Origin of the sequence: Advenella kashmirensis W13003 (assembly GCF_000506985.1) — a bacterium.
In the GTDB taxonomy this organism is placed as follows: domain Bacteria; phylum Pseudomonadota; class Gammaproteobacteria; order Burkholderiales; family Burkholderiaceae_B; genus Advenella; species Advenella kashmirensis_A.
The window spans coordinates 893,376-920,210 of record NZ_KI650980.1 but is presented as its reverse complement, the minus strand read 5'-3'; the positions used below and the strand labels follow the sequence as shown (position 1 = coordinate 920,210).

General features: G+C 55.5%; 25 protein-coding genes. 21 read left to right on the top strand and 4 right to left on the bottom strand.

Annotated elements, in window-relative coordinates:
• Positions 1 to 8 precede the first annotated feature (8 nt).
• Positions 9 to 914: a LysR family transcriptional regulator gene (locus W822_RS38980; RefSeq protein WP_024006145.1), complete on the bottom strand. Its 906-nt coding sequence runs from the start codon at positions 912 to 914 to the stop codon at positions 9 to 11.
• Positions 915 to 1,186: 272 nt separating this feature from the next.
• On the opposite strand from W822_RS38980, the gene W822_RS38975 reads away from it, so the two are divergent.
• The 15 genes from W822_RS38975 to W822_RS38905 all read left to right on the top strand — a co-directional run bounded on the left by W822_RS38975 (position 1,187) and on the right by W822_RS38905 (position 15,811).
• A complete protein-coding gene (locus W822_RS38975; protein ID WP_024006144.1) occupies positions 1,187 to 2,494 on the top strand; it encodes an acetyl-CoA hydrolase/transferase family protein in 1,308 nt (435 codons plus the stop codon).
• Positions 2,491 to 3,273, top strand: a complete 783-nt coding sequence (locus W822_RS38970) for an enoyl-CoA hydratase/isomerase family protein (RefSeq protein ID WP_024006143.1) — start codon at positions 2,491 to 2,493, stop codon at positions 3,271 to 3,273. Before W822_RS38975 ends, W822_RS38970 begins: the two co-directional genes overlap by 4 nt.
• 91 nt (positions 3,274 to 3,364) lie before the next feature.
• Positions 3,365 to 4,540, top strand: a complete 1,176-nt coding sequence (locus tag W822_RS38965; protein WP_031243097.1) for an acyl-CoA dehydrogenase family protein — start codon at positions 3,365 to 3,367, stop codon at positions 4,538 to 4,540.
• A gap of 1 nt (position 4,541) precedes the next feature.
• Positions 4,542 to 5,414 carry an HpcH/HpaI aldolase/citrate lyase family protein gene (locus W822_RS38960; protein ID WP_024006141.1) on the top strand — a complete coding sequence of 291 codons (873 nt, stop codon included), beginning with the start codon at positions 4,542 to 4,544 and terminating at the stop codon, positions 5,412 to 5,414.
• Positions 5,411 to 6,634 (top strand): CaiB/BaiF CoA transferase family protein, encoded by a 1,224-nt coding sequence (locus W822_RS38955; protein WP_253272307.1) that lies wholly within the window; start codon positions 5,411 to 5,413, stop codon positions 6,632 to 6,634. Before W822_RS38960 ends, W822_RS38955 begins: the two co-directional genes overlap by 4 nt.
• Positions 6,635 to 6,642: 8 nt before the next feature.
• Positions 6,643 to 7,200 carry a DUF2889 domain-containing protein gene (locus W822_RS38950; RefSeq protein WP_024006139.1) on the top strand — a complete coding sequence of 186 codons (558 nt, stop codon included), beginning with the start codon at positions 6,643 to 6,645 and terminating at the stop codon, positions 7,198 to 7,200.
• 129 nt (positions 7,201 to 7,329) lie between these two features.
• Positions 7,330 to 8,292 carry a Bug family tripartite tricarboxylate transporter substrate binding protein gene (locus tag W822_RS38945; protein WP_024006138.1) on the top strand — a complete coding sequence of 321 codons (963 nt, stop codon included), beginning with the start codon at positions 7,330 to 7,332 and terminating at the stop codon, positions 8,290 to 8,292.
• A gap of 69 nt (positions 8,293 to 8,361) precedes the next feature.
• The gene (locus W822_RS38940; protein ID WP_024006137.1) at positions 8,362 to 9,114 is read left to right on the top strand and encodes an SDR family NAD(P)-dependent oxidoreductase; all 753 of its coding nucleotides are present in this window, start codon (positions 8,362 to 8,364) and stop codon (positions 9,112 to 9,114) included.
• 39 nt (positions 9,115 to 9,153) lie between these two features.
• Complete coding sequence (locus tag W822_RS38935; protein WP_024006136.1) at positions 9,154 to 10,140, top strand: SMP-30/gluconolactonase/LRE family protein; 987 nt, start codon at positions 9,154 to 9,156, stop codon at positions 10,138 to 10,140.
• A 19-nt stretch (positions 10,141 to 10,159) separates the two neighbouring features.
• The gene (locus tag W822_RS38930; RefSeq protein ID WP_024006135.1) at positions 10,160 to 11,293 is read left to right on the top strand and encodes a zinc-binding dehydrogenase; all 1,134 of its coding nucleotides are present in this window, start codon (positions 10,160 to 10,162) and stop codon (positions 11,291 to 11,293) included.
• 70 nt (positions 11,294 to 11,363) lie between these two features.
• Positions 11,364 to 12,518 (top strand): ABC transporter substrate-binding protein, encoded by a 1,155-nt coding sequence (locus W822_RS38925; protein WP_024006134.1) that lies wholly within the window; start codon positions 11,364 to 11,366, stop codon positions 12,516 to 12,518.
• Positions 12,519 to 12,581: 63 nt separating this feature from the next.
• A complete protein-coding gene (locus W822_RS38920; protein WP_024006133.1) occupies positions 12,582 to 13,436 on the top strand; it encodes a branched-chain amino acid ABC transporter permease in 855 nt (284 codons plus the stop codon).
• Positions 13,433 to 14,350 (top strand): branched-chain amino acid ABC transporter permease, encoded by a 918-nt coding sequence (locus W822_RS38915; RefSeq protein ID WP_024006132.1) that lies wholly within the window; start codon positions 13,433 to 13,435, stop codon positions 14,348 to 14,350. The genes W822_RS38920 and W822_RS38915 overlap by 4 nt, the downstream gene beginning before the upstream one ends.
• Positions 14,350 to 15,114 carry an ABC transporter ATP-binding protein gene (locus tag W822_RS38910; RefSeq protein ID WP_024006131.1) on the top strand — a complete coding sequence of 255 codons (765 nt, stop codon included), beginning with the start codon at positions 14,350 to 14,352 and terminating at the stop codon, positions 15,112 to 15,114. The genes W822_RS38915 and W822_RS38910 overlap by 1 nt, the downstream gene beginning before the upstream one ends.
• Positions 15,101 to 15,811, top strand: coding sequence for an ABC transporter ATP-binding protein (locus W822_RS38905; protein WP_051401772.1), 711 nt, complete (start codon positions 15,101 to 15,103; stop codon positions 15,809 to 15,811). The genes W822_RS38910 and W822_RS38905 overlap by 14 nt, the downstream gene beginning before the upstream one ends.
• A gap of 12 nt (positions 15,812 to 15,823) precedes the next feature.
• Here W822_RS38905 and W822_RS38900 read toward each other — a convergent pair whose 3' ends face one another.
• Positions 15,824 to 16,792, bottom strand: a complete 969-nt coding sequence (locus tag W822_RS38900; RefSeq protein ID WP_024006129.1) for a Bug family tripartite tricarboxylate transporter substrate binding protein — start codon at positions 16,790 to 16,792, stop codon at positions 15,824 to 15,826.
• Between the two features lie 61 nt (positions 16,793 to 16,853).
• Positions 16,854 to 17,822, bottom strand: coding sequence for a Bug family tripartite tricarboxylate transporter substrate binding protein (locus tag W822_RS38895; RefSeq protein ID WP_024006128.1), 969 nt, complete (start codon positions 17,820 to 17,822; stop codon positions 16,854 to 16,856).
• Positions 17,823 to 18,033: 211 nt separating this feature from the next.
• On the opposite strand from W822_RS38895, the gene W822_RS38890 reads away from it, so the two are divergent.
• From W822_RS38890 to W822_RS38875, 5 genes are all read left to right on the top strand, one after another.
• A complete protein-coding gene (locus W822_RS38890) occupies positions 18,034 to 19,497 on the top strand; it encodes an aldehyde dehydrogenase family protein (RefSeq protein WP_024006127.1) in 1,464 nt (487 codons plus the stop codon).
• Positions 19,498 to 19,591: 94 nt separating this feature from the next.
• Positions 19,592 to 21,046, top strand: a complete 1,455-nt coding sequence (locus W822_RS0123830) for an MmgE/PrpD family protein (RefSeq protein WP_172642801.1) — start codon at positions 19,592 to 19,594, stop codon at positions 21,044 to 21,046.
• A 70-nt stretch (positions 21,047 to 21,116) separates the two neighbouring features.
• Entirely contained in the window at positions 21,117 to 22,121 is a 1,005-nt protein-coding gene (locus W822_RS38885; protein WP_051401771.1) for a Bug family tripartite tricarboxylate transporter substrate binding protein, read from the top strand.
• Positions 22,122 to 22,247: 126 nt separating this feature from the next.
• A complete protein-coding gene (locus W822_RS38880; protein ID WP_024006124.1) occupies positions 22,248 to 23,714 on the top strand; it encodes an aldehyde dehydrogenase family protein in 1,467 nt (488 codons plus the stop codon).
• A gap of 50 nt (positions 23,715 to 23,764) precedes the next feature.
• Positions 23,765 to 24,895 (top strand): zinc-binding dehydrogenase, encoded by a 1,131-nt coding sequence (locus W822_RS38875; protein WP_024006123.1) that lies wholly within the window; start codon positions 23,765 to 23,767, stop codon positions 24,893 to 24,895.
• Between the two features lie 80 nt (positions 24,896 to 24,975).
• Here W822_RS38875 and W822_RS38870 read toward each other — a convergent pair whose 3' ends face one another.
• Entirely contained in the window at positions 24,976 to 25,980 is a 1,005-nt protein-coding gene (locus W822_RS38870; RefSeq protein WP_024006122.1) for an NADP-dependent oxidoreductase, read from the bottom strand.
• 143 nt (positions 25,981 to 26,123) lie between these two features.
• Between W822_RS38870 and W822_RS38865 the strand changes: the two genes are divergently transcribed.
• Entirely contained in the window at positions 26,124 to 26,804 is a 681-nt protein-coding gene (locus W822_RS38865) for a LysE family translocator (RefSeq protein ID WP_253272306.1), read from the top strand.
• Positions 26,805 to 26,835 lie beyond the last annotated feature (31 nt).

Here is a 26,835-nt window from a genome sequence, read left to right as displayed (position 1 = left end):
TGACTACGCTACACCACTGAAGGTTTCAGACCCGGCCAGACCTGCCTTGCTGCTTCCATAAACCCGACAATCAACGGGTCCTTTTTACGGCTGGCCTGATGCGCAATAAACAGGGGAAGTTCTGTAGTGCCCAGCGGTGAAATGGTAAGAATACCTTCAGCTTCATCTTCAAGCGCGTGTTCCTCGCGCATCAGCATGAGGCCCATACCGGAAAGCAGCATGGAGCGGGCCAGGGAAGAGTTGTCAAAGCGAACGGCCGTATTCAGTTTCAGCCCGCGCGTTTCAAAAAGCCCGGCAAGCATGTCGGAATAGGCTCTGCTACTATCCATGGGCGTGATCCAGGGCATGGCGGCAAGCGTTTTCCAGTCCGCACTCTGAATCTGTTCCTTCCATTCGACCGGTCCCACAATCCGAAAGCTGATTTTTGTCAGTTCGTAATGGATCAGGCTTGGGTCCAGAGAAGGGCCCAGCATAACTCCCACGTCCAGTTCGCCAGTTTTGAGTTCCTGGCGCGTGCCAGCGGACTGCCTGGCGCGCAGATCAATTTGCACTAGCGGATGCAGGCGATGCATGGCGGCTACGATTTGTGCGACACGGCTGACACTTGGATCGCTGCTGGAGCTGACGACGAGCTTGCCTTCCATTTTGCCGCGCAGTTCGCGGGCAAACGCGTTAAATGCGTTCGCGTCATTCAACAAATCACGAGCCCGACCAAGCAGAAGCTCGCCCGCGCTGGTCAGTTTCAGACTTCGATTGGTTCGTATGAACAGCTCGATATCCAGATTTTCTTCTATGGCGCGCACGTGTGCGCTCGCGGCAGACTGACTCATATGCAGTCGCTCTGCAGCGCGGGTGAGATGCTCTTCCTCTGCGACTCCAACGAACGTGCGCAACTGAGCGAGATCAATCAGCATGAGGTCATGACTCCTGTATTTATTTTAATGATTCTATAAATATCAAATACTGGTCGTGCTGCACTGATTTCTGAGTCAGGTCTGTTGAAACACAAGCGAAATTTTCAGGGTTCGGAAAACAAGGACACGGCGTCCTAAAAATCGCCATGGACCAGTATGCGAACTTGATTCTACACTAAATCAAACTTGCAAAGCGTCCGATTCAATTGCCGTATGGCATGAGGAACCCGGTGTTTGCTTATTGATCCAGAACCAGAATTTCAAGAGCCATTATGTCCCACAAAAATCGTGCCACCGCCAGCGGGAAAGTGTCAAAGCAGTCGCTGGCGCAATTTCGTTTTGCGGATTATGTCCGGGCCGACGATGTGATTGGGTGGCCCCAAGGACCGGGAGAACCACGGGCATTAACGGAGAAGCTGGTTTCGCAGCGTGCCGGGCTGCCTCCATGTGCGCTGCTTTTCGGACTGAGTGTCTCTGACACGCTGGACCAGGGGCTATCTGACAATTTCCAGTTTCATGCGCTGAACGGCGCGGGTACGGCCCGCAAAGTGACGGGATGTGCCCGCATTTTTCCATCGCATGTCAGTGCGCTTCCACGGTTGTTCAGGTCGGGAGCGCTACGGATTGACATTGTCCTTATTCAAGTGGTTCCGATGCCGGGCGGCAAGTATTCGCTTGGCGTCATCGCTGATTTTATCCAGGCCATGATTGATCGCGCGCGGCTGGTCATTGCCATTGTCAACCCCGCACTGCCCAGGATGGGCAACGATGCGCTGGTTGACGCGGCCGATATCGACATTCTTGTCGACGGCGATGATCACATTCTGGATATGCCGGATCCGAAACCCTCCGAGGTGGAACGTCAAGTGGCGCTGCAGGTTGCTGCACTGGTTCCCGACCGGGCCACCGTGCAAATGGGTGTCGGAACGTTGCCGACCGCAGTGGCGCATGCGCTTTGTGATCATCGGGAGTTGGGCGTACACAGTGGCGTGGTTTCCGATGTGCTGGTCACGATGGTTGAAAAAGGGGTGGTCACGAACGCCCATAAGGGATGCGATGCAGGTCTGAGCGTGACTGGCGGCCTGTTTGGTACACAACGCCTGCGCGATTTTGCGCAACAGAGCGGTCTGGTGTCGTTGCGCAGTGCAGAGTATACGCATAGCCTGACAACTGCCGAGGCGCTGCAACGTTTTCATACGATTAACTCGGCGATTGAAATCGATTTGACGGGGCAGATCAATGCAGAGGTTGCTGGAAATCGTTATTTGGGCGCATTGGGCGGGCATGCCGATTTTGTCAGGGCTGGCACATTATCGCCGGGCGGGCGTTCCATTATCGCGATCCCATCCGCGACGTCGGACGGCAAACATTCCAGACTGGTCGCTTCATTGGGTATGCGGCCGGTGACCACTTCGCGCGGAGATGTGGACATCGTTGTGACCGAGTACGGCGTGGCGCATTTACAGGGTTGTTCCCTGCAGGAGCGGGTGCAGCGTCTGATCGCCATTGCGCATCCGGCGCACCGTGACGCCTTACTGGCGCAAGTACAGGAAATGAAAAAAGCACAGGGGTTTCAATGAGCAGCGAAATTGTTGTTAAGAATCTTGGCGAGCATGTTTATGAGATCTGGATGAATCGTCCGGATCGCATGAATGCGCTTGGCAAAGAAACAGTGATCGAATTCAGGCTGGCGATTCGCGATGTTGCAAGACGAAATGCGCGCGTCGTCCTGATACGGGGCAGTGGGCGTGGTTTTTGCGCCGGCGCCGATCTTAAGCAACGAGCCGAGATGAATTTTTACGAGCGTCTGGATCATAACGCAGGTATCAACGATGTTGTGAACGCCATAGCAGAGGCACGCTTTGTCAGCATCGCCGTAATGAATGGCGTGGCGCTGGGTGGCGGGCTGGAGCTTGCCATGGGATGTGATCTGCGTTTTGCAGCCAGCGGTATTTCTCTTGGATTGACCGAGAGCCGGGTCGGCGCGTTCCCGGGAGCGGGCGGCACACAACGGTTGCCGCGACTGGTGGGCGTCAGTCGCGCTCTGCAAATGATGCTCAGCGGCGAGCCCGTGAGCAGCGAGTATGCGCTTTCGATTGGGCTGGTCAACGAAGTTATCGAACAGGATCAACTGGAAGCGCGAGCCCACGAGTTCGCCAACCTGCTGGCAGGACGGTCTGCGCCGGCCATGGATCAAATCAAAAGACTGGTATATCGCGGGATAGAGCGACCGCTGGAAGATGCATTGCGCATGGAGCGAGCAGCGCTGCCTTCAATCCTCGGTTCGGCAGATTACGCTGAAGGCTTGGCCGCTTTTGCCGAAAAACGTCCTCCCACATTTACGAGTGTGGTCGAGTGATCTCTTTATCTATTACACATCGTTAAAACACATTGCCTCAATTGTGAGGGCAGAGATTTCAATATTTTATTTTCAAGCAGGGGAGTACAACATGACAAATCCGAAATTACAACTGACATCTGAACAGCGTGCGCTGGTGGGTACGGTGCGGGAACTGGCTCGCGACAAATTCCAGGGGAGGGCGATGGATTACCTGGATGGTACGTTCCCCATGCAGAACATGAAAGACCTGGCCGATATTGGAGTTCTGGGCATGTCTATTCCCGAGCAATACGGCGGTTCGGATATGTCTGTTTTTGATACTGCCCTGGTCATCGAGGAAGTGTCGAAGGTATGTTATGTGACCGCCATGGCCCTGATGGGTGAGGTCGGCGTACAGGTCCGCGTGATTACCAATTTTGCACCGGAAAGCATGAAGAAGGAGATTCTTCCCAAAGTGTGCACCGGCGAGGCGTTGCTGGCGGTCTGCATGACGGAGCCGCATGCCGGCACCGATGTACCCAATTACAAAACAAATACCACCATGAAGGGTGATCGTGCGGTGGTGAACGGTGTCAAGACGCTGATCAGCCGTGCAGATGAAGCCGAGTGGTTCGTGGTCTTCAGTCGCATCGACAACCAGCCGGGCCGTGATGGTATCGGATGTGTGCTGGTCAATCGCAATACGCCCGGATTCAGTGTGACGGCGCGATATCACACCATGGGTGGAGAGAACCTGGCCGAAATTCGTTTTGAAAATTGTGAAGTGCCGGCGGAAAACGTGATCCTTCGTGAGGGTGGATTCAAAAAACTGCTGTCGGCCTTCAATACGCAGCGCTGTCTTAACCCTAGCGTATCCCTGGGACTGGCCGAGGGCGCTTTCCAGGAAGCGATCAAGTATGTGCGAGATCGTACGATTTTTGGCAAAACTGTCGGCGAGTTTCAGGGTATTCGCTGGAAACTGGCCGAAATGTACCGCGATATCGAAGCCGGAAGAAGCCTGCTGTACCGTGCCTGCCTGACCGCCAATCCTTTTCCTGATCCGCATGAAGCGGCGATCGCCAAAATGTTTGTCAACGAAATGGCCATTCGCGTCACCAGTGAAGCACTGCAGGTGCATGGAGGTTATGGTTTCACCGACGAATATCCGGTCTCGCGGTTTTACCGCGGCGTGCGTTACGGTACGCTTGGTGGCGGCGCTACGGAAACGCTGAAAGATCTGGTCGGAAAAAAATTGATGGAAGATTTTGATCCGGTGGATGGCTTTCTGTCCCAGGGAACATTCTGATATGAGATCACTGCTTTTTATTCCAGGTCACGATGAGCGAAAGCTGCAAAAAGGCCTTGTTTGCGGAGCCGATGCATTAATCCTGGATCTTGAGGATGCCGTACCCGCAGCGGAAAAAGCACAAGCACGTGAAGTGACCTGCGCCTTTGTTCGTGCCCACCGTGAGCTGCCGATTTTTGTCCGCGTCAACTCGCTGTCGTCCGGTCTGCTGCAGGACGATCTGGCGGCGGTGGTGGCTGCGCGCCCCTATGGCATCATGTTGCCCAAATGCGAGGGGGGCCAGGACCTGGCCACGCTGGATGCGGCCCTGACCAAGCTGGAAGCAAGTGAACAGATTCAGACCGGCTCTATCGTGGTGCTGCCGGTGGTGACCGAAAGCGCGATTGCTGTTCTCAATTTACCCACCTATCCACGACAGACCGAAAGCCGCCTGTGGGGCATGCTTTGGGGCGGCGAAGATCTGGCAACCGATATGAGCGTACCCGCCAATCGTTGCGAGACAGGGCAGTACACGGCATTGTTTCAAATGGCGCGCTCCATGACCTTGCTCGCCGCCGCTGCGGCGCGTGCGGTTGCGGTGGATGCCGTCTATACGAATTTTCGGGATACCCAGGGACTGCGTGCGGAAGCCGAGCAGGCTCGACGCGACGGTTTCAAGGCCAAGGCCGCGATACATCCTGACCAGGTTCCGATCATCAACGAAGTATTTCAAGTGTCATCGGCAGAACTGGATTATGCCCGTCAGGTGGTGGCTGCCTTCGAGGCAGCACCCCAGGCCGGTTCCGTTTCCATAGATGGGCAAATGGTTGACCGACCCCATTACGTGGCTGCCTGCCGCCTGCTTAACGTGGCAGTCAGCGCAAATCCATTATGAATGAAAGAGGCAGCATGCAGAAAGCACCGCAAAAATTACCCCTTGATGGCATTGTTGTCATCGACCTTTCGCACGTCTACAACGGGCCCTATGCCACCTTTCTGATGGCGATGGCCGGCGCAGAAGTCATAAAGGTTGAGCCGCTTGGCGGAGAACATCTGCGCAGTCGTGGAGATATGGGCGGGGCCGATTTGCCTTTTGCCATGCTCAACTCCAATAAAAAACCGGTAACGCTGAATCTGAAAGAGGCGGCTGGTCGTGCGTTGTTGACCGAGCTGGTCCAGCGGGCTGATATTCTGGTTGAAAATTTCGCACCAGGTGTGATGGATCGCCTGGGTGTCGGGGCCGCGCAGCTGCTTGAAATCAATCCGAGGCTCATTTACGGATCAAGTTCAGGCTATGGCAAATCAGGTCCGTATCGTGATTATCCGGCGATGGACCTGGTTATGCAAGCTATGTGTGGCGTCATCGATTCCACAGGCTACCCCGACCAGCCGCCGGTGAAGGCCGGCGCGGCGATCTGTGACTTCATGGCGGGGATCCATTTGTATGGAGCCATCATGACCGCCTTGTATGAAAGAACACAAACCGGCCAGGGCAGGGTGGTTGAAGTATCCATGCAGGACGCGACATTTGCTTCCCTGGCTTCCAACCTGGGCATGTTGCATGCCCGGGGTGACGCGGCACCGGCACGTACGGGCAACCGTCATGGAGGGCTGGGCATTTCTCCCTATAACGTGTATCCGACAGTGGATGGCTATGTGGTGCTCAATGCCCCCGGTGATCGACACTTCTACGCCATCCTGGATGTCATTGGATGTCCTGAACTCAAGAATGACCCACGCTTTGCAAACCGTTCGGCGCGTGTCGCCCATACGGCAGACGTCGACAATCTGATTGAATCGTGGACACGGAAAATGAAAAAAGATGAGGTTGCGGAGCGGATGCTCAACGGCAAAGTCCCTTGCGCGCCGGTACGCAAGTTGCAGGAGGTGCTGCAGGACAAGAATATGCACGCGCGGGGCAGTTTGCAGACCGTTGATCATCCTTTGCTGGGTAGCGTCGTGTTGCCGGGTTCGCCGCTGGTTTTCGAAGGCGTGGAGCGCAGGCCGATAGAACCCAGCCTGCCGCTTGGGGCCAGCAATGACCAGATTTTTGGAGAGTGGCTGGGTCATTCTGCGGAAGAGTTGGCTCAACTGCGCGCTCAGGGCGTGATTTGAGGGACGTGATGCCATTGCCCGACTCTTCTTCACGGGACATTCTACATACCCGCTCCATTACCATGCATGGCTATCTGCGCTCGGACGGGCTGGTGGATGTTGAGGCTCACATGCTGGATCGCAAACCTGAGGAGTTGGTCTTCGCCGACGGCCGGCGCCTTGCCCCAGGGGAACCGCTGCACGATATGGCGGTCCGTCTGGTCGTTGATCAGAATCTATGCATTGTCGATGCCGTTGCCTGTATTGATGCGTCTCCCTATCGGGTGTGTGCCGAAGCTGCATTAGCAGTCAGAGAAGTGATTGGTTTCACCATTGGCCCGGGGTGGTCGAGCATGCTCAAAAACCGGTTTACGGGGCGCCGCGGATGCACGCACCTGAGCGAATTGCTGCGGCCGCTCGCAACGGTCGCCATCCAGGCGCTCTGGCGGATGCGCAAAGACGCACCAGAAAAGACGGACGGGCAGGGACGGCCGCTGAAGATTGATAGTTGCTATGCGTACGCAGCGACAAGAGAGGTGGTTAAGATGCGCTGGCCTGGGCATTTCAAGGAGGAAGGCACGCCATGAGTGGATTGTGTCTGGGCCAGGACGCTTGCGCAAGCGTAGCGAAGGAGTCTCCCTGACGGTATTTCCATGTTTACGCGATTCTCAAAATAAGCCATTTACCGGCAGTCATACAGAAACAGGAGGCAAGATATGAACACTTTTTTCAAGGCACTGGTGCTGATGGTCCTCAATGGGATTCCCATTTTTGCTCTGGCTGGGGCCTTCCCTGAAAAACCGGTCGAAGTCGTCATCTCGAGCACACCGGGCTCTACATCCGACGTGCTGACACGCTTTATTGGTAAAGGATTCACGGAGGCGACCGGCCAGCCGCTGGTCGTGATCAGCAAGGCCAGCGCGTCCGGTCTGGTGGCCTCCAGCCAGGTGGCACGGGCGCGCCCTGACGGGTATACCCTGCTTCTGGGTGGGAATACGACGATGGCGGCTAACGTGCACTTGTTCAAATCGTTACCCTACGACCCTGTCAAAGATCTGGTTCCGGTCACATTGGCGACCATCAATCCCCTGGTTCTGGTTGTTCGTGCCGACCTGCCGATCGGATCGGTTCAGGAACTGATTGATTATGCCAAGGCGCGCCCAGGAGAACTCAATTATGGTGCGGGCAATTCCGGAGGGAAAGTCTCTGTCGCGCTGCTCAAATCCCTGGCAGGCATGGATGCGACGGAAATCTCCTACAAAGGCGCGTCCCAGGCGGCGCTGGATCTGGTGGCCGGCAGGTTGCAATTTATGATTGTTGATCCTGTCGTAGTGGACTCTTTTATCAAGGAAGGCAAATTGCGTCCGCTCGCAGTGACAACAAAAGAGCGACTGGGTTCGATGCCGGATGTGCCAACCATGGAACAGGCGGGAGTCAAGGGCTACGAATACGCTTCCTGGCTGGGCTACTTCGCGCCGCAGGGCACACCTGGAGAAGTGATCTCCAGCCTGCGCGATGCGCTGATTAAAGCCATCAACTCAAAAGAAGCAACGGATTACTTTGAACGCATGGGCATGATCAAAAAAACATCAACCCCGGGAGACTTGACCGCGTTCGTCAAAGATCAGATTGCAACATGGGGAAAACTGGTCAAAATTGCCGATCTGCAACCGCAATAGTGCTCATGCGTAGCGCTGTGCTCGTGCCGTGATGAAAGGTCGAACGTCATTTAAAAATAGGAGAGACAAATGGACTTGATGCTTGAAGGGCGCCGTTGTCTGGTGACAGGTGCAAGTGCGGGCATAGGCGCTGCCATTGCCGAAGGGCTTGCTCGAGAAGGCGCCACTGTTGTAGCCACGGCGAGACGGCAGGATGTTCTGGATCAATGGGCTGAAGGGCTGGAAGCCGCGGGAGTGCGGCGACCATTGACGGTCACTGGTGATATGACAGACGCAAGGCAAATTGGCCGTATCGCTTGCCAGGCGGCTCAACTCGCTGGTCCCATCGAGGTGCTGATCAATTGCGCCGGCGGCTCGCGTCCTGTCACGCTGGAGGACGGCGAAGAGGTATGGGAGGAAGCCATGTCCCTGAACTTTACAGCGGGCCGCCGACTGGCAGAACACGTGTTGCCAGCCATGAGAGAGGCACGCTGGGGTCGTATCATTAATATCACCGGTTTGATGGAACCCCATTTTCTGAATGCAGCGCTGGCAGCCAAGGCCGCCCTGCATTTGTGGGCAAAAGGCTTATCAAGGGATTTGGCTAAAGAAGGCATCACGATTAATAGCATTGCACCTGGGCGAATCGAAAGTGAACAGGTTCAACGTCTTTATCCTGAATCTGAGCGCGCCGCTTTTATTGAACGTTACATTCCTGCCGGCTATTTTGGTGAGCCAGCCGATCTGTCCAATCTCGTGGTGTTTCTTGCATCACCGTTGGCCCGGTACATTACGGGCACCCTGATTCCGGTCGACGGTGGCATGAGCCACAAGGGAGCGTGACCAATGGAACGGATCGAACACCACGGTGGACGAAATGAGATGAGAAATATTTTAAGCGACGACCCTGAAGATTCAAATGTGCAATCTCGCCTTGACTACACCGAACGCACCCGTGGACTGGCGCCGATTCCTCCGTCGGAACGCACGTTGCCGACGGCCGTCGCCGAGCCGTTTTTTCAGGTTTCCGACGGTTTGGTGGCACTCGAAGGCCCGGCCTTTGACCGTGATGAAAACTTGTTGTTTGTCGACGTCTACGATGGAAACGTGATGAAGCTGACACTGGACGGTCAGCTTTCCACACTTTATACCGACAAGGCCTTATGTCCGGCTGGTGTGGCTGTCCATCGTGACGGTCGCATTTTCCTCGGTGGTATCGGAAATCTGTCGTCAGGTGCCATTGTTAGTATCGCCGCTGATGGCTCTGACCCGCAAGTGATTGTGCCACCCGCTGCGGGTTATGTAGTGGATGATCTGGTTTTTGACCGTCACGGGGGAATCTACTTTACCGATTTCAAGGGAAGCAGTACCGAGCCTTGTGGCGGTGTTTACTATGTCACGCCTGATTTTTCCATGACTATTCCGGTCATTCCGGATATGGCATCTGCAAACGGCGTGGCGCTCAGCCCAGACGGTCAGGTTCTGTGGTCGACTGAGTTTTGCAACAGCCGCCTGCACAGGGTGGAACTCGCCACGCCCGTTTTACCCAGGCCGTTTGGCACCTCGGTGCCGTATCGCTTCACAGGCCGGGCGCCGGATTCGATGCGCACCGATTCCGATGGCAATGTCTATGTGGCCATGTATCTGCAGGGGCGTGTGCTGGTATTCAATCCCTTCGGTATCCCTATCGGTCAGATTCTGCTGCCGGGGCAGTGGAATAACCATTTTCTCAAGTTGACCAGTATGGCGTTTCGTCCTGGATCGCGTGAAATGGTCATTGTTGCGCGTGACGAAATCGGTGGTAAGGGTTCCATGATCTTTCGTGCAGAAGGCTTGGCTGAAGGAACCCGTATGTATTCACATCAATGACGTCAGGGAGATAAACGCAATGCGAATGCTTGCAGCTGTGATGTACAACCAGGGTCTGCCGGCTCCGTATGAGCAAAGCCAGCCCTTTCGTATCGAAGAAGTGGAGCTGGAAGGTCCGGCCGACGATGAGGTCCTGGTCGAAATACGGGCTGCGGGCCTGTGTCATTCCGATCTGTCCCAGGTAGCCGGGCTGCGCAAACGCAAGCTACCCGTGGTCGGCGGACATGAGGGCGCCGGCATCGTTCGAGAAGTGGGGCGTAGTGTCAAGACTCTTAAGGAAGGCGATCATGTGGTCATGGTGGGCGTGTCCGATTGTGGGCATTGCCAAATGTGCATTGAAGGACGCCCGGTGCTTTGTAATAGCGTTGCCTGGTCACGTTCCGAGGGTTTGTTGCCTAATGGTAATCGCAAGCTCAGCAGGCAGGGTGTACCGTTGAATCATTACAGCGGGGTGTCGTCATTTGCCCAATACGCGGTCACCATGCCTCAGACGCTGATTAAGGTGGACGCTAGCGTTCCACTGGATATTGTCGCCATGTTCGGTTGCGCCGTGGTAACCGGTGCCGGCAGCGTCTTTAATGCGGCGCGGGTTCGGCCGGGGCAGAATGTGGTGGTTTTCGGGCTGGGCGGCGTCGGTCTGAATGCGGTCATGGCGGCCAAATTGTCTGGCGCCGGCCGGATTGTCGGGGTCGATATTCATGAGGGGAAGTTTGCGCTTGCACGGGATCTTGGCTGTACCGATTGCGTACTGGCAACGGACCCTGACATTGTGCAGCAGATCCAGGCATTGACCCACGGCGGCGTGGACTTTGCATTCGAGGTTTCTGGTAGTAAACCCGCTATGGAGACTGCCATTGCAGTGACGCGCAAGGGAGGAGAAGTGATCGGTGTCGGACTGGGCGCTTCTGGTGATCTGTATGCCTATGATCATGCCCGGTTGGTGAGCGAGGAGAAAGTCATTCGGGGGTCGTTTCTGGGCAGTGGTGTGCCGGCTCGCGATCTGCCGGTCTATGTTGATTATTTTCGGGAGGGCAGACTCCCCGTTGATCGCCTCAAAAGCGGCACCATGGGATTTGAGCAGTTGAATCGCAATCTGGATATGCTGGCCAAAGGAGATGTCGTACGCCAGATTTTATTGCCGCATGGCGCTTAGCGTGATTATTTCGCGAAATCGCAATACTTAATAATGATTACGATGAACGTCGTTCATCAAGGAGAGAGACATGAGATATCGCAACGCATTACGTAGTGCAATTGTAGCGCTGGGCCTGTGCGTCATGCAGGCATGGGCCGCCGAACCCATCAAAATCGGCGTCATTGCCGCGACCACGGGCGGCGGCGCGCCCTGGGGGCTGGCCGCTGTACAGGCGGTCAAGATTAAGGCAAACGAAGTCAATGCACAAGGCGGTCTTGACGTTGACGGAGAGCGACATCAGGTGGAGGTGATTGCCTATGATGATAAATATCGGGCGGCGGATGCCGTTTCAGCCTATAACCGCCTGGTCAGGCAGGACGGCGTCAAATACGTTTATATCATGGGCTCTTCAGGCACGCTGGCCGTCAAAAATCAGGTTGAAGACGATCAGGTGATCGGCCTGACCACATCCTTTTCGGGCAAGGCGATTGATGCCGATACGAAATTCATGTTTCGCGTCTTCAGCATATCAGCCAACTATATTCCGTCTCTGATCGACTGGCTCAAGGAACATTATAAGGAAAGACGCGTTTTTCTGGCCAATCCCAATGACGAAACCGGCTGGGATCAGGATCAGTTGACTGCCAGGCTGTTTAAAGAAAGAGGCTATGAGGTCGTAGGGCGGGATCTCTACGAACGCAATCAAAAAGATTTCCAGCCACTATTTACAAAAATTATGGCTACCAACCCGGAAATCATTGACCTGGGCAGCACCTCGCCGGCAACGGCCGGCATCATGATCCGTCAGGCGCGGGATATCGGATTCAAAGGCAGATTCCTGAAAACAGGCGGTTCGGGACCACGCGACATTGTCGCCGGAGCCGGCAAAGAAGCCGCAGAAGGCATGATCAGTACGCTTTACGCTGATCCGAACAATGCCGGCTATCGCCGTCTGGCCAACGAGTACAAAAAGGTCTATGGGCAGGAACCCAATGAGATTCTTATCGCCTACTACGATGCCACCAGCATCCTGATGCGCGCTATTCAGAAAGCAGGAGATATCAATGATACTGCCAAGGTAGCGCAGTCTTTCGCCAGTGTGCTGCCCATGGACTCAGCCCAGGGCGGCAGTATTACGCTTGGTGGAAAGCAGATGTGGGGTGTGGATAACCAGTTTCTCACGCCGATGTATATCGCGGCCATCAAGGACGGCGAAGCCGTAGTGGTGGGTAAAGCCAAATAATCTGCCACAGGCCGGCCCATATACGGTCGGCCGCAACTGCCATTGACGGGGGGACACGCTTATATGATCGAACAAATCATTGTCAACGGTATCCTGGCCAGCCTGATTTATATTCTGATGGCGCTAGGTTTTACGCTGATCTTCGGAATCATGCGCATCGTAAACTTTGCGCACGGCGAATTTTATATGATCGGCGCGATGGTCATGCTCATGCTGTTCGGCGCCATGGGTTTGCCGTATTTTCTTGCTGTGTTGCTAGCCGGTCTGCTGAGTGGGTTGCTGGGCATCGTTGCAGAGCGGATGCTGTTTCGGCCATTGGTGGGTGATGAATTGGCCGGCATGATCATGTCGCTGGCGATCGGCATTATTCTTCAGTCTGCCATTTTGCTGATGTTCGGTCCGGCCGAGCAGTCGGTCACAAGGCCCTTTTCTGGAACCTGGCATCTTTTCTCAGCTGCCGTGCCCTGGGATCGTACTGTTGTTGCCATCTGTGCACTGCTGATTCTGGGGGGGTTCTATTTGTTCATGAAATATGCGCGACTGGGGCTGGCCATGCAGGCAGTCGCTCAGGATCCCGAGACAGCCAGCCTGGTGGGCATCGAACCTGGCACCGTCTATGCCTCGGCTTTCGGACTGGCTTGCCTGATGGCAGGCCTGGCCGGTGCACTGATGGCTCCTGTTTACACAGTTGGCCCTTATATGGGAGAGCTGCCCATGCTCAAGGCGTTTGTCGTGGTAATCCTGGGCGGGCTCGGCAGCCTGCCCGGTGCAGTATTGGGCGGGTTGTTGATCGGCCTGAGCGAATCGGTCGTGACAACGCTGTTCAGTTCGACCATTGCGCTGATTGTGTCATTTGTTCTCGTGCTGATGATTGTCGTAGTGCGACCTACTGGCTTGCTCGGAAGGGGAGCGCGATGAGAAACCGTTACCTTTATTTGATATTGCTCGTGCTTGCCCTGGTACCTTGGTTCTTGGACAATCGCTATGTCTTTCACGTTGCCACGATGATTACGATTATGATTCCCATGGCGTTGAGTATGAATCTCATGCTCAAGATCGGCCAGCTGTCGATTGCCCAGCCAGCCTTTATGGGAATCGGCGCGTATGGCAGCGCACTGCTTGCGATGCGTCTGGGCGTTCCACCGGCGCTGGCGTTGCTGGCGGGCGCGCTCATTGCAACCGCTATCGCGGTTGTGGTCGGGCCGCTGTTCCTTCGCATCAAGGGCGTGTACTTCGTGTTGCTGACGTATGCATTCAGCCAGATTGTCAACCTGGTCTTTCAGGAATGGACCGCACTGTTCGGCGGAAACAACGGGCTTTATGGGATTCCGAAATTTTCGATATTCGGCGTTCGACTGACGCAAAGCCCGCATTATTATGCGCTCGGTTTGCTGCTGCTGGCGCTGTTCTATGCGTTGATGCGCAGGATCGAACGTTCGGACATTGGTGCCATCTTTGAATCACTGAATGAAAATGAAATGCTGAGTCGCTCCATGGGGTCAGATGCTCCCGGGTGGCGGATTGGCTCGTTTGCATTGAGCGCGTTCATTGCCGGCGTCAGTGGAGGCGTATACGCCTTTTACATCGGTTTTCTGTCTCCGGAGACGTTTGGTTTCCTGATGTCCGTGGATCTGATTGTTGTTAATGCAATCGGTGGCGTTGCATCGGCTTTGGGGCCTGTGGTGGGAGCCATTCTGATTCTGCCGCTGCCGGAGCTGCTCAGGGATGCGCGCGAGTATCAACTGCTCATCTATGGCGTATGCCTGGTTGTATTTCTGCTGTTTTTCAGGCAGGGGCTGGTGGTTTTCCTGCAGCGCAAACGGAGGACGTAATGACAGACGTGTTATTGAAGCTGCATGACGTCACACGCCGTTTTGGCGGCCTGACCGCTGTTGCCGGCGTGAGCACAGATATAAACAAGAGCGAAATATTCGGCATTATTGGGCCTAATGGCGCGGGTAAAACCACGCTTTTCAATGTCATTGCGGGTTATTTTCCGCCCAGTTCGGGAAAAGTTGTTTTTGATGGAACCGACATTTCAGGGCAGTCGAGCGACAGGATCGCGCGCAGGGGCATCGGGCGCACATTTCAGGCGGTGACGGTCTTTCAGGATCACACCGCCAGAGAAAATCTGCGTCGCGCTGCCATGGTGTCCCGCCGCTACAATCCACTCGTGTATTTTTCCAGTCGCAACGCCGGCGATGGATCTGAGGTTATACAGAAAATGGCGCAATTCACGGGTCTTGAACCGGTCCTGGACAACCGCGCAGGCAGTCTGTCTTATGGCCAGCAGAAGATGCTGGGCATCGGCATGGCGCTCATGGGGCGGCCCCGGTTATTGCTCATGGATGAACCGGCTGCCGGGTTGCATACGTCGGAAAAGAAAGAGGCGGCACAACTTATCCGGCGATTGCGTGACGAGCTGGGTATCACGATTGTACTGGTCGAACATGATATGCCGCTTGTAATGAGCGTATGCGACCGGATCCTGGTGCTCAACCGGGGCACGCCATTGGCACTGGGCAATCCGGCCCAGATCAAGGCGGATCAGACCGTGATTGACGCTTATCTGGGGGAAGAGTATGACTTTGCTTAAGATCACAAACCTGTGCGTGTCCTATGGGAGCGTCAGCGCCCTGAGTCATGTTTCCGTCTCCGTTCCTGAAAGCGGCGTGGTGGCGATTGTGGGGGCTAATGGTGCAGGCAAATCAACATTGCTCAAATCCATCGCCGGGTTGACCCGGCCGGTGGCAGGGCAAATTGTGATGGACGGAAGTGATATCTCGTCATTAAAGCCTCACGAACGACTGGACCGGGGGCTGGCGCTATGTCCCGAAGGACGCAGGCTGTTTCCGGAAATGACGGTATTTGAAAATATCAGGGTAGGCGCCTATCGCAATCGTGACACTGCGAAATTTCGCCGGCGCCTGGATATGCTGTATGCCATCTTTCCCCGTATCGCAGAACGCCGGCGGCAGCTTGCCAGCAGTCTGTCGGGTGGCGAGCAACAGATGGTGGCCATTGCCCGGGCCCTCATTAGCCAGCCCCGGATTCTGATGCTGGACGAACCGACGCTGGGTCTGGCACCCAAATTGATTCATGAGGTCGCCAGGCTGGTCAGGACGGTCAGACAGGAAGGTATTGCAGTTGTCATGGTTGAGCAGAATGCCAAACTGGCACTGAAAATCTCCGATTATGGCTATGTCCTGGAGACAGGGGAGCTTCGACTGGAGGGCGCCAGCAGCGAATTGCTCCAGAGCGACCATATCGTACGCGCTTATCTGGGAGGGTAAGTGGACGGCGTGTTAATTGACGGCCAGCCCTGCATCCCGGGACAGAGTGCGCCACAGCACGATTTGTTCGCGGACGAATCGTCCGAAATGTTGCGGATCAGATGCCGTCGCGATCATGCCCAGCCGGGACAAATAAGATTGGCTGGCGGCGCTGTTGAGTGTCGTCATCACGACCTCACTCAGTTTTCTGGTGATGTCGGCTGGCAGTCCCGCCGGTCCGAACAGGCCACTCCATGACTCATAGCGATACCCGGCCAGCCCCAGTTCGGCCAGGGGGGCTACTTGCGGCATGGAGGCCAGGCGCTGCGGCGAGGTTAGTCCCAGAACGCGAATTTGACCGGACTTCACAAAGGGTTCAATGACCAGAGGATCGACCATCATGAAATCCAGCCGTCCGGCAACCAGATCCGTGGTGGCCTGGGGCATGCCAGGATAATTCACAGCCTGTGCCTGTATGCCGGTTTGAGCCTTAAGTAGCTGCGCAGCAACGAGGCTGCCGGAATTGCCCGTGCCATAGTTCAATTTTCCAGGATGGGCTTTGGCGTGGTCGATTAGTTCCGCGACCGTCTTGACCGGCAGCTTGGCATTCACCACGAGCAGTAGCGGGTTGGTCGTGACCTGACTGATGGGCGTGAAGTCCTTTATGGGATCGTATCCCAGGTTCTTGATGAGGTAGACGTTGGCCGCATGCGAAGAGTTTGTTCCCAGAAACAGGGTATGACCATCCGGCTTCGCATGAATGACGGTACGGGCGGCAATGACGCCCTGCGCGCCGGGTTTGGATTCAACCACAACGGGTTGCCCGAGCGCGCTGCCGAGTTTTTCTCCCAGGTGTCGGGCCAGCATATCCGAGGTGCTACCGGGTGGAAACGAAATGACCAGGCGCACTGGGCGAGACGGAAAGGTGGGAATTTCGGCCCGAGCGCGGACCAGTGGAAGTGCCGCCGCAGCAAGGAGCAGATTTCTGCGTTGGAGAGTCATGTTCTGGTTCCTTCAATGTGATCGCTGTTGAAAAGGCTGCACTGTCTGGTTCGCTGGCAGGTTATTGGGCGACCAGCCCGGCTGCTTTTGTAAGACGACCCCACACCTGAATTTGATCTTTCACGTAATCGGCAAAGGCCACAGGCGGCAGATCGGCGGCAATCATGCCGATGCTGTTCAGATATTGCTGCGCCGGCTCGCTGGCCATGGCTTTGGAAAAAGCGGTATAGAGTGTTTGCGTCACCGCGTCTGGCAAGCGAGCCGGACCGAACAGGCCAATCCAGGAAGCGTATTCATAGTCCGGTAGTCCCTGATCGGCTATCGGTGCAAGATGAGGAAACAGGGGCAGTTTCTGACGTGAGGTCAGGCCCAGCATACGGACTTGTCCGGCCTGCACAAACTGTTTGATGATCATGGGGTCCGTCACCATGAAGTCGAGCCTGCCGGCCAGAAAATCGTTGACCGCAATGGCATTACCTGCATAGTTAACTGCCTGTGCGTCGAAACCGGCCTGTGTGGTGAGCAGATGCGTTGCAACCAGACTGCCGGTATTGCCTGCGCCGTAGTTCAACTGACCCGAATGAGCCTTGCCGTAATCAATGAAGGCTTTGAGCGAATCAATCTTGCTGTCTGTTCTGACACACAATACGAGGGGGTTGGTCGTAAATCGCATGATAGGCGTGAAGTCTTTGATCGGATCGTAACCGGGTTCACGAAACAGATAAATACTGGCGGCGTGGGTGGAATTGGTGCCCAGCAACAGCGTATACCCATCGCTGGCCGCTTTAGCCAGGGCGCGCGACGCCACCACCCCCTGGGCGCCGGGCCGGTTTTCGACGACGACAGGCTGACCCAACGTACCACTGACCGACTCACCCAGGCGGCGGGCAATCATATCGGAGCTGCCCGGTGCAAAAGGGGCGATGATCCGGATCGGCTTTCCAGGGAAGTGCGTCTGTCCCCATGCGGTGTTTGCGGTAACGGCCACGGCGGGCGCCGTGACAAGAAATTGTCGGCGAGTCAGACTCATATCATGTCTCCATTTTTTTAAAATAGTGCGATGAGATCGCCTCAATGTCCATGGCGTTTTCCGGGATGCGGCGTCCTGTTTTGCGAATCAAACCCCTATCATTCTTGTGTTTCGGTAATCGGGATACGGTCAACTGAAATTTGACATGGACGTCGCTGTCATGAATTCTTAAACTCAATGAAACAGATCAACGCCAGGAGGAACATTGAACATGTCGACGCAACAGCAGCAGATCAGGGCAGTAAATACTGTTCATACCGCGCTTTTTATCAATAACAAGGATCGGACGGGAGAAGGCGAGTCTATAGCGGTCGTCAACCCGGCAACGGAATCGCTTGTTGCCGAAGTCGCCGGTGCATCTGCTGCCCAGGTGGACGAGGCGGTCGACAGCGCCGCGGTGGCCTTTGAAGATGAGCGCTGGAAAAATCCTCAGTTTCGCAAAGAGGTTCTGCTGCGTTTCGCTGATCTGGTAGAGGAGAATCGGGAGGCGCTCATGGATACGCTCATCGAGGAAATCGGAACGCCGGTGAATCTGACATCCAATCACATTGATACGCCGGTGGCGTTTTTGCGCTGGTTTGCACACCAGGCCGTGTGCGATCGCACCCGTCATCTGGGTTTCAATGTGACAGGTACCGCAGTCAGTACGGTTGTTTACCGACCGGTGGGGGTCGTTGCCGCGATTACGGCGTTCAACTATCCGCTGTTGATCGGCCTGACAAAACTGGGCGCTTCATTGGCAGCGGGCTGCACTGCCGTGCTGCTGTCTTCGCCACAGGCTCCCCTGGCTGTGCTGCAACTGGGCGAACTCGTTCGCCGCGCCGGTTTTCCTGCGGGGGTGATCAATATTCTGGCAGGGGGGGCACAAGTAGGAGAAAGGCTTACCACACACCCGCGCGTGGCTAAAGTCAGTTTTACCGGTTCGGTCAATGTCGGACGTCGGGTCATGCAGCAGGCAGCGGACGGCCTGCGCAGTGTCGTTCTGGAGTTGGGTGGAAAATCTGCAGCCATTCTGTTACCCGGTGTGGATTTCAAAAAATACGCCTATTCCCTGCATGCCCGTTACGCGCGCAACGCAGGGCAGGGTTGCGGCTCACCCACACGCATTCTGGTGGAAGCGTCACGGTATGACGAGTTTGTTGATATCAGTCGCCAGGCGTATTCCCGTCTTAAAGTAGGGAATCCCCGTGATAAGGAAACGTTGCTGGGGCCGGTGATCAACGCTGCGCAGCGTGACCGGATCGAAGCAGGTATTCAGGCCGCAGTGCAGGAAGGCGCGCAAGTCATTGCGGGTGGCGGACGCCCCGACATCGCGAAAGGATGGTATGTGAATCCGACGTTGATCGGTGGTCTGGATAACACGGCAACACTGGCCAGAGAGGAAATCTTCGGCCCCGTATCGGTCGTGCTGACCTATCGGGATGTGGAAGAGGCTATTGCCATTGCCAATGATTCGCCGCTGGGACTGAAGGCGTATGTGTTTGGCGAGACTGCGCAATGTCTGCAGATTATTCCAAAACTGAACGTGGGTACTGTTCAGATCAATGGTGGCAGTCCATTGCGACCGGATGCGCCTATGACTGGATATAAGCATAGTGGTATCGGATCCGAGTGGGGGGAAGACGGCTTGCGTGAATTTCTGCGTCCGCAGCACATTGATTGCCCTGTGGCCTGATTTTCCCTGAGTGCATGGTTATTTGTTTTTGGTAGCGTTCCCGATGTGTTATTTGGTCGCGCGCTGACATTCTGATTTCATGAGACAGAGAGAAATGACAACTGTATTAAAGCAAATGCGTACCAGCGATCCTCACCTTGCGGAACAAGTTGGAAGTGACTTTTCTTCGGTTCTTGCTGATTTCATTTGTGGTTTGAACCCTGAAAGCCTGCCGGAAGACGTCAGGCGGGCGGCACGGGCAAATATTCTTGACACGCTGGTGTGTGCTGTCGCCGGCTCCAGTGCTCAGGGCGTCGAAGAGGTCCGTGATCTGGTCACCGGCTGGGGCGGGGCGCCACAGGCTTCTGTCCTGGTATTTGGCAACCGGATACCTGCCCATCAGGCTGCGTGGATTAACGGCATGATGGCGCATGCACGCGATTACGACGATACACATGATGCGGCGGTGTTGCATGCCGGTGTGTCTGTGGTTCCTGCCGCCCTGGCCGCAGCGCAGCTCCGTGGTCAGATCAGCGGTGCCGAACTCATTGCAGGCGTGGCGGCTGGCCTGGAGACGATCAGCCGGCTGGGCATGGCGACGAAAGTGGGCATTATCGAAAGTGGTTTTATGTACACCTCCCTTTTTGGCCACTTTGCGGCAACCGCGGCTGCGGCGACGATTTTGCGTTTGGATCGCAGTCAGATTATCAACGCACTGGGCATCGGCTATTCCCAAGTGGCGGGCAACCACCAGGTTACGCGGGATGCCGCGCTCACCAAGCGTATGCAGCCGGGTTTTGCCGCGATGGCTGCACTGGTCTCAGTACAACTGGCTCAAAAGGGCATTCGGGGCGCACAGGCGACATTCGAAGGTATTGACGGCTTTTTCCGTGTCTACCTGCATAATCAATACGATCCTGCCGTTCTTCGCGATGGTCTTGGCGCGCGATATGCGTTTACCCGGCTCAGTTACAAGCCCTATCCATGCTGCCGTTTCAACCATTGCGGCATCGAAGCAGCACTAGAACTGCGTGAAGAGTTGGGCGAATGTATCAAGGAGATCGTGCGTATCCGGGTCGGTTTGAATCGACAGGCATATCAGGCCGTATGCACGCCTATTGAGGTGCGCCGGTCACCCCAGACCGTGGTGCAGGCCCAGTTCAGCATTCCCTATACCGTTGCCGCTGCCCTGGTAGACGGGCAAGTCGGCCTCGGACATTTTGCTGCGGACCTGCATCAGCGTAAAGACATTATTGCCCTGGCGCAAAAAGTGGAACCCTATGTAGACGAAGAAATCGAACGCTCCCACGGACGTAATGTCTCGCCGGTTGTCATTGATGTTGAACTTGCCAATGGGCGTACGAGTCGTCAGCGCGTTGATATTCCTCTGGGGCATCCGGACAGACCCATGTCGGAAGCGATAGCGGCGGCAAAAGCGCGCGACTGCTTCAAAGCGGCTGCCTGTCCACTTGCGGACAATGCGCCAGATGCCTTGAGCCGCCTGATCAACGATCTGGATGCCGTGGATGACATAGAAAAGGTATTGAGCGTTGTGACGCAGACAACCTGAATTTATTAATGAAAAATGGCCTGTTTCAATAGAGCCATCAAAAAGAAGACCTCATAAAGGAGACATAGATATGACAGATATTGCCCGTGCAGGTACGTATCGCAGAACAAAAATATTGCGGATACTGGCCGCCGTGACGGTTGCCTTGCCACTGCTGTTTAGCGCGCGAGCCCAGGCCGCATGGCCGGATAAGCCAATCAAAATAGTGGTTCCCTTTGCGCCCGGTGGCAGCAATGACATTATGGCACGCCTGATCGCAAGCAAATTGGGTCCCCGCATGTCGACCTCGGTGGTCGTCGAAAACAAGGGTGGATCGGGTGGAACAATCGGTACCGAATACGTCGCGCGATCCAGGCCGGACGGCTATACCTTGCTTTTTGCCTCAACCTCCATCACCACCAATCTGGCGACCAGCAAAGTGCTGCGGTATGACCTGGAAAAAGATCTCGAACCGATAGGCACCATTGCCACGAGTCCGTTTGCCGTGGTAGTTGCCAATGGCGTACCGGCAAAAACCTTTAAGGAATTCGTGGACCTGGCGCGTGCCAAACCGGGCAGTATCAACTACGGTTCGGCCGGGGTCGGCGGTATCAATCACCTTGGCACGGCACTGCTTGCGCACGAAGCAGGAATCACGCTGACGCATATTCCATATAAAGGCATCTCGCTGGCGTTTACCGATCTTGCCGGCGGCGAACTGCAAATGTTGCTGCCGACGGTCGCCTCTTCAGTGCAACAGATCCGCGACGGGCGGATGCGCGGTCTGGCGGTGACCGGTGCCAAACGCTCGCCTTTGCTCCCGGAACTGCCAACTGTATCGGAAGCCGGCTTGCCGGGATTTGAGCTGGAAGCGTGGTTTGGACTTCTGGGGCCTGCGGGTATGCCTGCCGAAGTTGTTGAGCGTCTCAATCACGAACTCAATGCCGTGCTACAAAGCGAAGAAGTCCGGAAAATGCTGGAGCATGAAGGCGCCACGCCGACACCGGGCGGTCCCGATGTGCTCGGCAAATTGATCAGTTCTGAAATCGTGCGGTGGAAGAATCTGATCAAGGAAGCGAATATCAAGGTGCAGTAATCCGAGCAAAAATACTAACCACTAACCACCTGCGCAGGCATCGGTCGCCTGTCCATGTCCGTTGTCCGTGCGGACCCTATGTTGCCGCCATGTTGCCGTTAACTGCGGCCCGATCAGGAGATTGATTTGAGCAATGCCAGACACGAAGACCCACTCAGAAACAGCGATTCAAGGGAAGCACCACAGTTCATTCCCCTGATCATTGGACATGAGCGCAGGGAATCACAGCAACAACATGAAGTCCGCGATCCCTATCGTGGCGACGTCGTGGCCTACGCCCCCATCTGCAGCGATGCTGACTGTGATGCAGCGCTTGAAGCTGCATTTCGCGCCAAAACCGCCATGGCGGCTATGCCTGGTCATGAGCGGGCGGCTCTATTGCGCCAGGCGGCGCTGAATGTCGAAGCAATTGCTGAGCCGGCGGCACGGGCCATGACGCGTGAAAGCGGCAAGGCACTCAAGGATAGTCTGGTCGAAGTCAAGCGTTCTGCCGATACACTGAGGCTGTTTGCTGAAGAGGCGGTGCGCATACAGGGAGAGCATATTCCCATGGATGCCACTGCGATCAGCGCGGGAAAGCTGGGGATGCTATTACGGTTTCCGGTGGGGGTGGTCGCCGCCATTACGCCGTTTAATGCACCGGTCAATCTGACCGCCCACAAGTTGGGGCCGGCCCTGGCTGCGGGCAACAGTATTGTGCTCAAGCCTTCACCCAAGGCGCCGCTGTCGTTCCATCTGTTTGTGGAAGCAGTGGCCGCAGCCGGATTTCCGGCAGGTGCGATCAACACGGTATATGGTGACAACGCCGCTGCGCAGATTGTCAAAGACCCACGGGTGGATTTTGTCAGTTTTACCGGTTCTGTTGCGGTAGGCAAGTTGATTCGAAATTCAGTCGGTATGAAACGGGTGACGCTGGAACTTGGGGGCATCGGTCCTACATTTGTACACCGGGATGCCGACATGGAAGTGGCTGCGCGGACATGTGCACGCAATGCCGTGGCGGTCACCGGGCAAAGTTGTGTGTCGGTCCAGAACGTTTTTGTTCACCAGGACCTTTACGAGGTTTTTTCAGAGGCGGTATGCCGGGAACTGGATACGATTCGCTTTGGCGACCCCATGAATATGAATACCGATGTGGGTACGTTGATTGACGAAGCGGCAGCTGTGCGTGTGCAGACCATGATTGATGACGCCATCGGTCAGGGGGCCAGGCCTTTACGTACCGGACCGCGCAATGGCTCACAATTGCCGGGCACGGTGCTGGCGAATGTGAACGACACCATGGACGTTATTGCGAGGGAAATATTCGGTCCCGTCATGTCTATCCGGCCCTATCGGGAGATTGAGCCCCATTTCCGGGCGATTAGCGAAAGCCCTTACGGGCTGCAGTGCGGAATATTTACCAATTCGCTTGATCTGGCGCTCTCGGCGGTCAGGAATATCCGGACCGGAGGCGTGATTGTGAACGGTACGTCGCGCTGGCGATCCGATCAGATGCCTTATGGCGGCGTCAAGGACAGCGGCATGGGCCGTGAAGGATCGCGCTATTCCACACAGGATATGACCGAAGAGCGTTTTGTCGTCTTTAACTGACGGCAGAAAGTCGTATTTCAATTGATATATGTGAATGAGGAGAATGTTGAATGAAAATGACCGCTGCAGTGATGTATGAGCAGGGATTACCCACACCGTATGCCAATAGCGGCCCGTTTCGGATCGAAGAAGTAGATCTGGAAGGGCCGGGAGAAGGGGAAGTGTTGGTCGAGGTGCGTGGGGCGGGTCTCTGCCATTCGGATCTGTCTCAGGTCGCGGGCCTTCGCAAACGTACCCTGCCTGTTGTTGGTGGCCATGAAGGGGCGGGTATTGTGCGCGAAGTGGGCAAGGGGGTAACTCAGTTCAAGGAGGGCGATCACGTTGTGATGACCCTGGTGGCCGGTTGTGGGTGCTGCAATTTTTGCGTTGAGCAGCGCCCTGTGCTTTGTAACGGGGTGACCGCCTCCCGTTCGCAGGGGCTGCTTGCCAATAGTGCGCGCAGGCTGAGTCGAAACGGACAGCCTATTTATCACTATAGCGGGGTGTCGTCTTTCGCGCAGTACGCCGTCACGCTGCCAGGTTCCCTGATCAAGGCGGATCCGCGAGTGCCTCTGGATGTGGCCGCAATGTTTGGGTGCGCTGTCCTGACGGGTGCGGGAAGCGTCTTTAATGCGGCCCAGGTGAGGCCAGGGCAACGGGTTGCGGTCATCGGTTTGGGAGGGGTCGGTCTTAACGCCGTAATGGCTGCGCGAATTTCAGGAGCATCAGAAATTATTGGTATCGATATTAATGAAAGTAAGTTTGCACTTGCCAAGGAACTCGGTTGTACGCATACGCTGTCCGCCACTGCTCCAGATCTGGTTGAACAGGCAAGGGCGCTGACGAATGGCGGGGTCGATTTTGCCTTTGAAGTGACTGGACACAAAAATGCCATGCAGTCGGCGATTGCATTGACCCGCAAGGGAGGGCAGGTTATTTGCGTAGGGCTGGGGGCTTTTGGTGACATGTATCAATATGATCATGCCTCTCTGGTATCCGAAGAAAAAGTGTTGCGGGGATCGTTAATGGGAAGCTGCATTCCTGAACGGGACTTGCCGCGCTACCTGAAGTTTTTTCAGGACGGCAAGATGCCGGTCGACAAACTCAAAAGCGGCACGATGGGTTTTGACGAACTCAATCACAATCTTGATTTGCTTGACCGCGGCGAAGTGGTTCGCCAAATTCTGTTGCCGCACGGCTAATCCGTGCATATTTCAGTTTTGTAGCTATGAAACAGGCAAGTTACGCAACCGTTGGCGGATGCGTAACTTTCGCACTTGCCTTACAGCCGAATCAGCCGCTTACCCAGGTTATCGCCGCGATACAGTTCGCCAATCGCGCCGGGTGCGGTATGAAGACCCTCTGTGACATCTTCACGATAATTCATCTTGCCCGCTCTGATGAGATCTTCAAGCTGTTTGACGTACGTCGGGTAAGTATCCTTGTGATCAAAAAGAATAAACCCCTGCATGCGCGCCCGACGTGTCAGCAGAATGCGATTAACACGCGGCCCGACAGGTGGTGGATCCCAGCTGGGAATGGAAGCAGTTCCGCAAACAATGACCCGGGCTCCGATTGCCAGATGCTGCATGACTGCATCGGAAATCGCGCCAGCCGTGTTGTCGAAATAAACATCAATGCCGTCGGGGCATTGCGTTTTCAGGGCTGCGTCGATGTCATCCGTTTTATAGTTTATGACATGATCATAATTGAATTCTTCAAGGCAGGTCCGTAGTTTTTCGGGTGAACCCGTCAGCCCGATGGTGCGACAACCCAGCGCCTTGGCAAGCTGTCCGACGCACGATCCAACGCCCCCGGCAGCGGTGGACACGGCCACGGTCTCGCCGGCTTTGGGTGCGCCCAGTTTATCCAGTGCAGTCGCAGCCGTGACGCCATTCAGGCCCAATACACCCAGATACAAAGAAGCAGGCAGATCGGTCGCTGTGATTTTCTGCACCACCGCCGCCGGCTTGATGGCCGCATAGTGCTGCCAGCCAAACCAGCCCATGACACGATCACCTTCCATGAAAGCGTCTGTGGTGGATTTGATGACTGTGCCGACGCACAGTGATCGCATGACATCGCCCACGCGGACACTGGCGTAATTATTGGCGTCGGCGAGCCAGCCGCGCATGGCGGGGTCTACTGAAAGCCATTCATTACGAATGAGCAATTGACCGGCCTCCAGTTCCGGCACAACCTGTTTTTCCAGTTGAAAATTCTCGGGGGCGGGGATGCCGGTGGGTTTTGAGACCACACGGATCAATTCGTTTTCCAGGCTGCTCATAAGACCTTCGCGTTGAATGTTAAGAATCTCCTATGTTAAACCCGGTCCGGCCCAATAGTCGCAGTCTTTCATTCAAATGTGATTTTTTCGAATGTACCAATATCGAGCGCTCTAATAGATACCGCGGCAAAATGATATGCTGTATGCAATTATTATTGGCAATCACGATTGCGGGTGCTTTCATGTTTGATATTGTTCACTTTCCACTTTTTGCAATTTCTGCCCTGGCGCTTTCCGTCACGCCCGGGCCGGATCTGGCATATGTCGTCGGGCAAAGCATCGCCAATGGTCGCCGGGCTGGCGTCGTTTCTGCAGCCGGGGTGGCAATCGGCGGCTGTGCCCATACCCTGGCAAGCGCAGTCGGTCTGACCGCGCTGCTGGCCGCATCGCCTATGCTGTTTACGATGGTCCGTTTTCTGGGCGCCGTTTATCTGATCTGGCTGGGAATCCGCATGATTGCAGGTAGTATGCAGCGTCGTAACGGTGGGGCTGTTGTCAGAGTACCCGTACCGGTTGCCAATACGCATTCGCTCTTGCTGCGCGGTTTTCTGACGACAATTACCAATCCCAAGGTGTTGTTGTTCTTTATTGCCTTTTTCCCGCAGTTTGTCACCGTGGGTGGTGAAAATCAGGCCGTTTCTTTTTTGCTACTGGGTCTGGCTTATGCGTTAATCGGGTTTCTGAGTGATGCCGCCTTTGCCTGGCTGGCGGGAAGCGCAGCAGGCGCCGTGTCGCGTAACGAGAAAATCCGTGTCTGGATTGACCGCGTCGTGGGAACTGCGTTTATTGCACTTGGTCTGCGTATCTGGTTGAGCAAGCGTTAAGGTGTGCGTGTCGGGTGTCAGGTTAAATAGC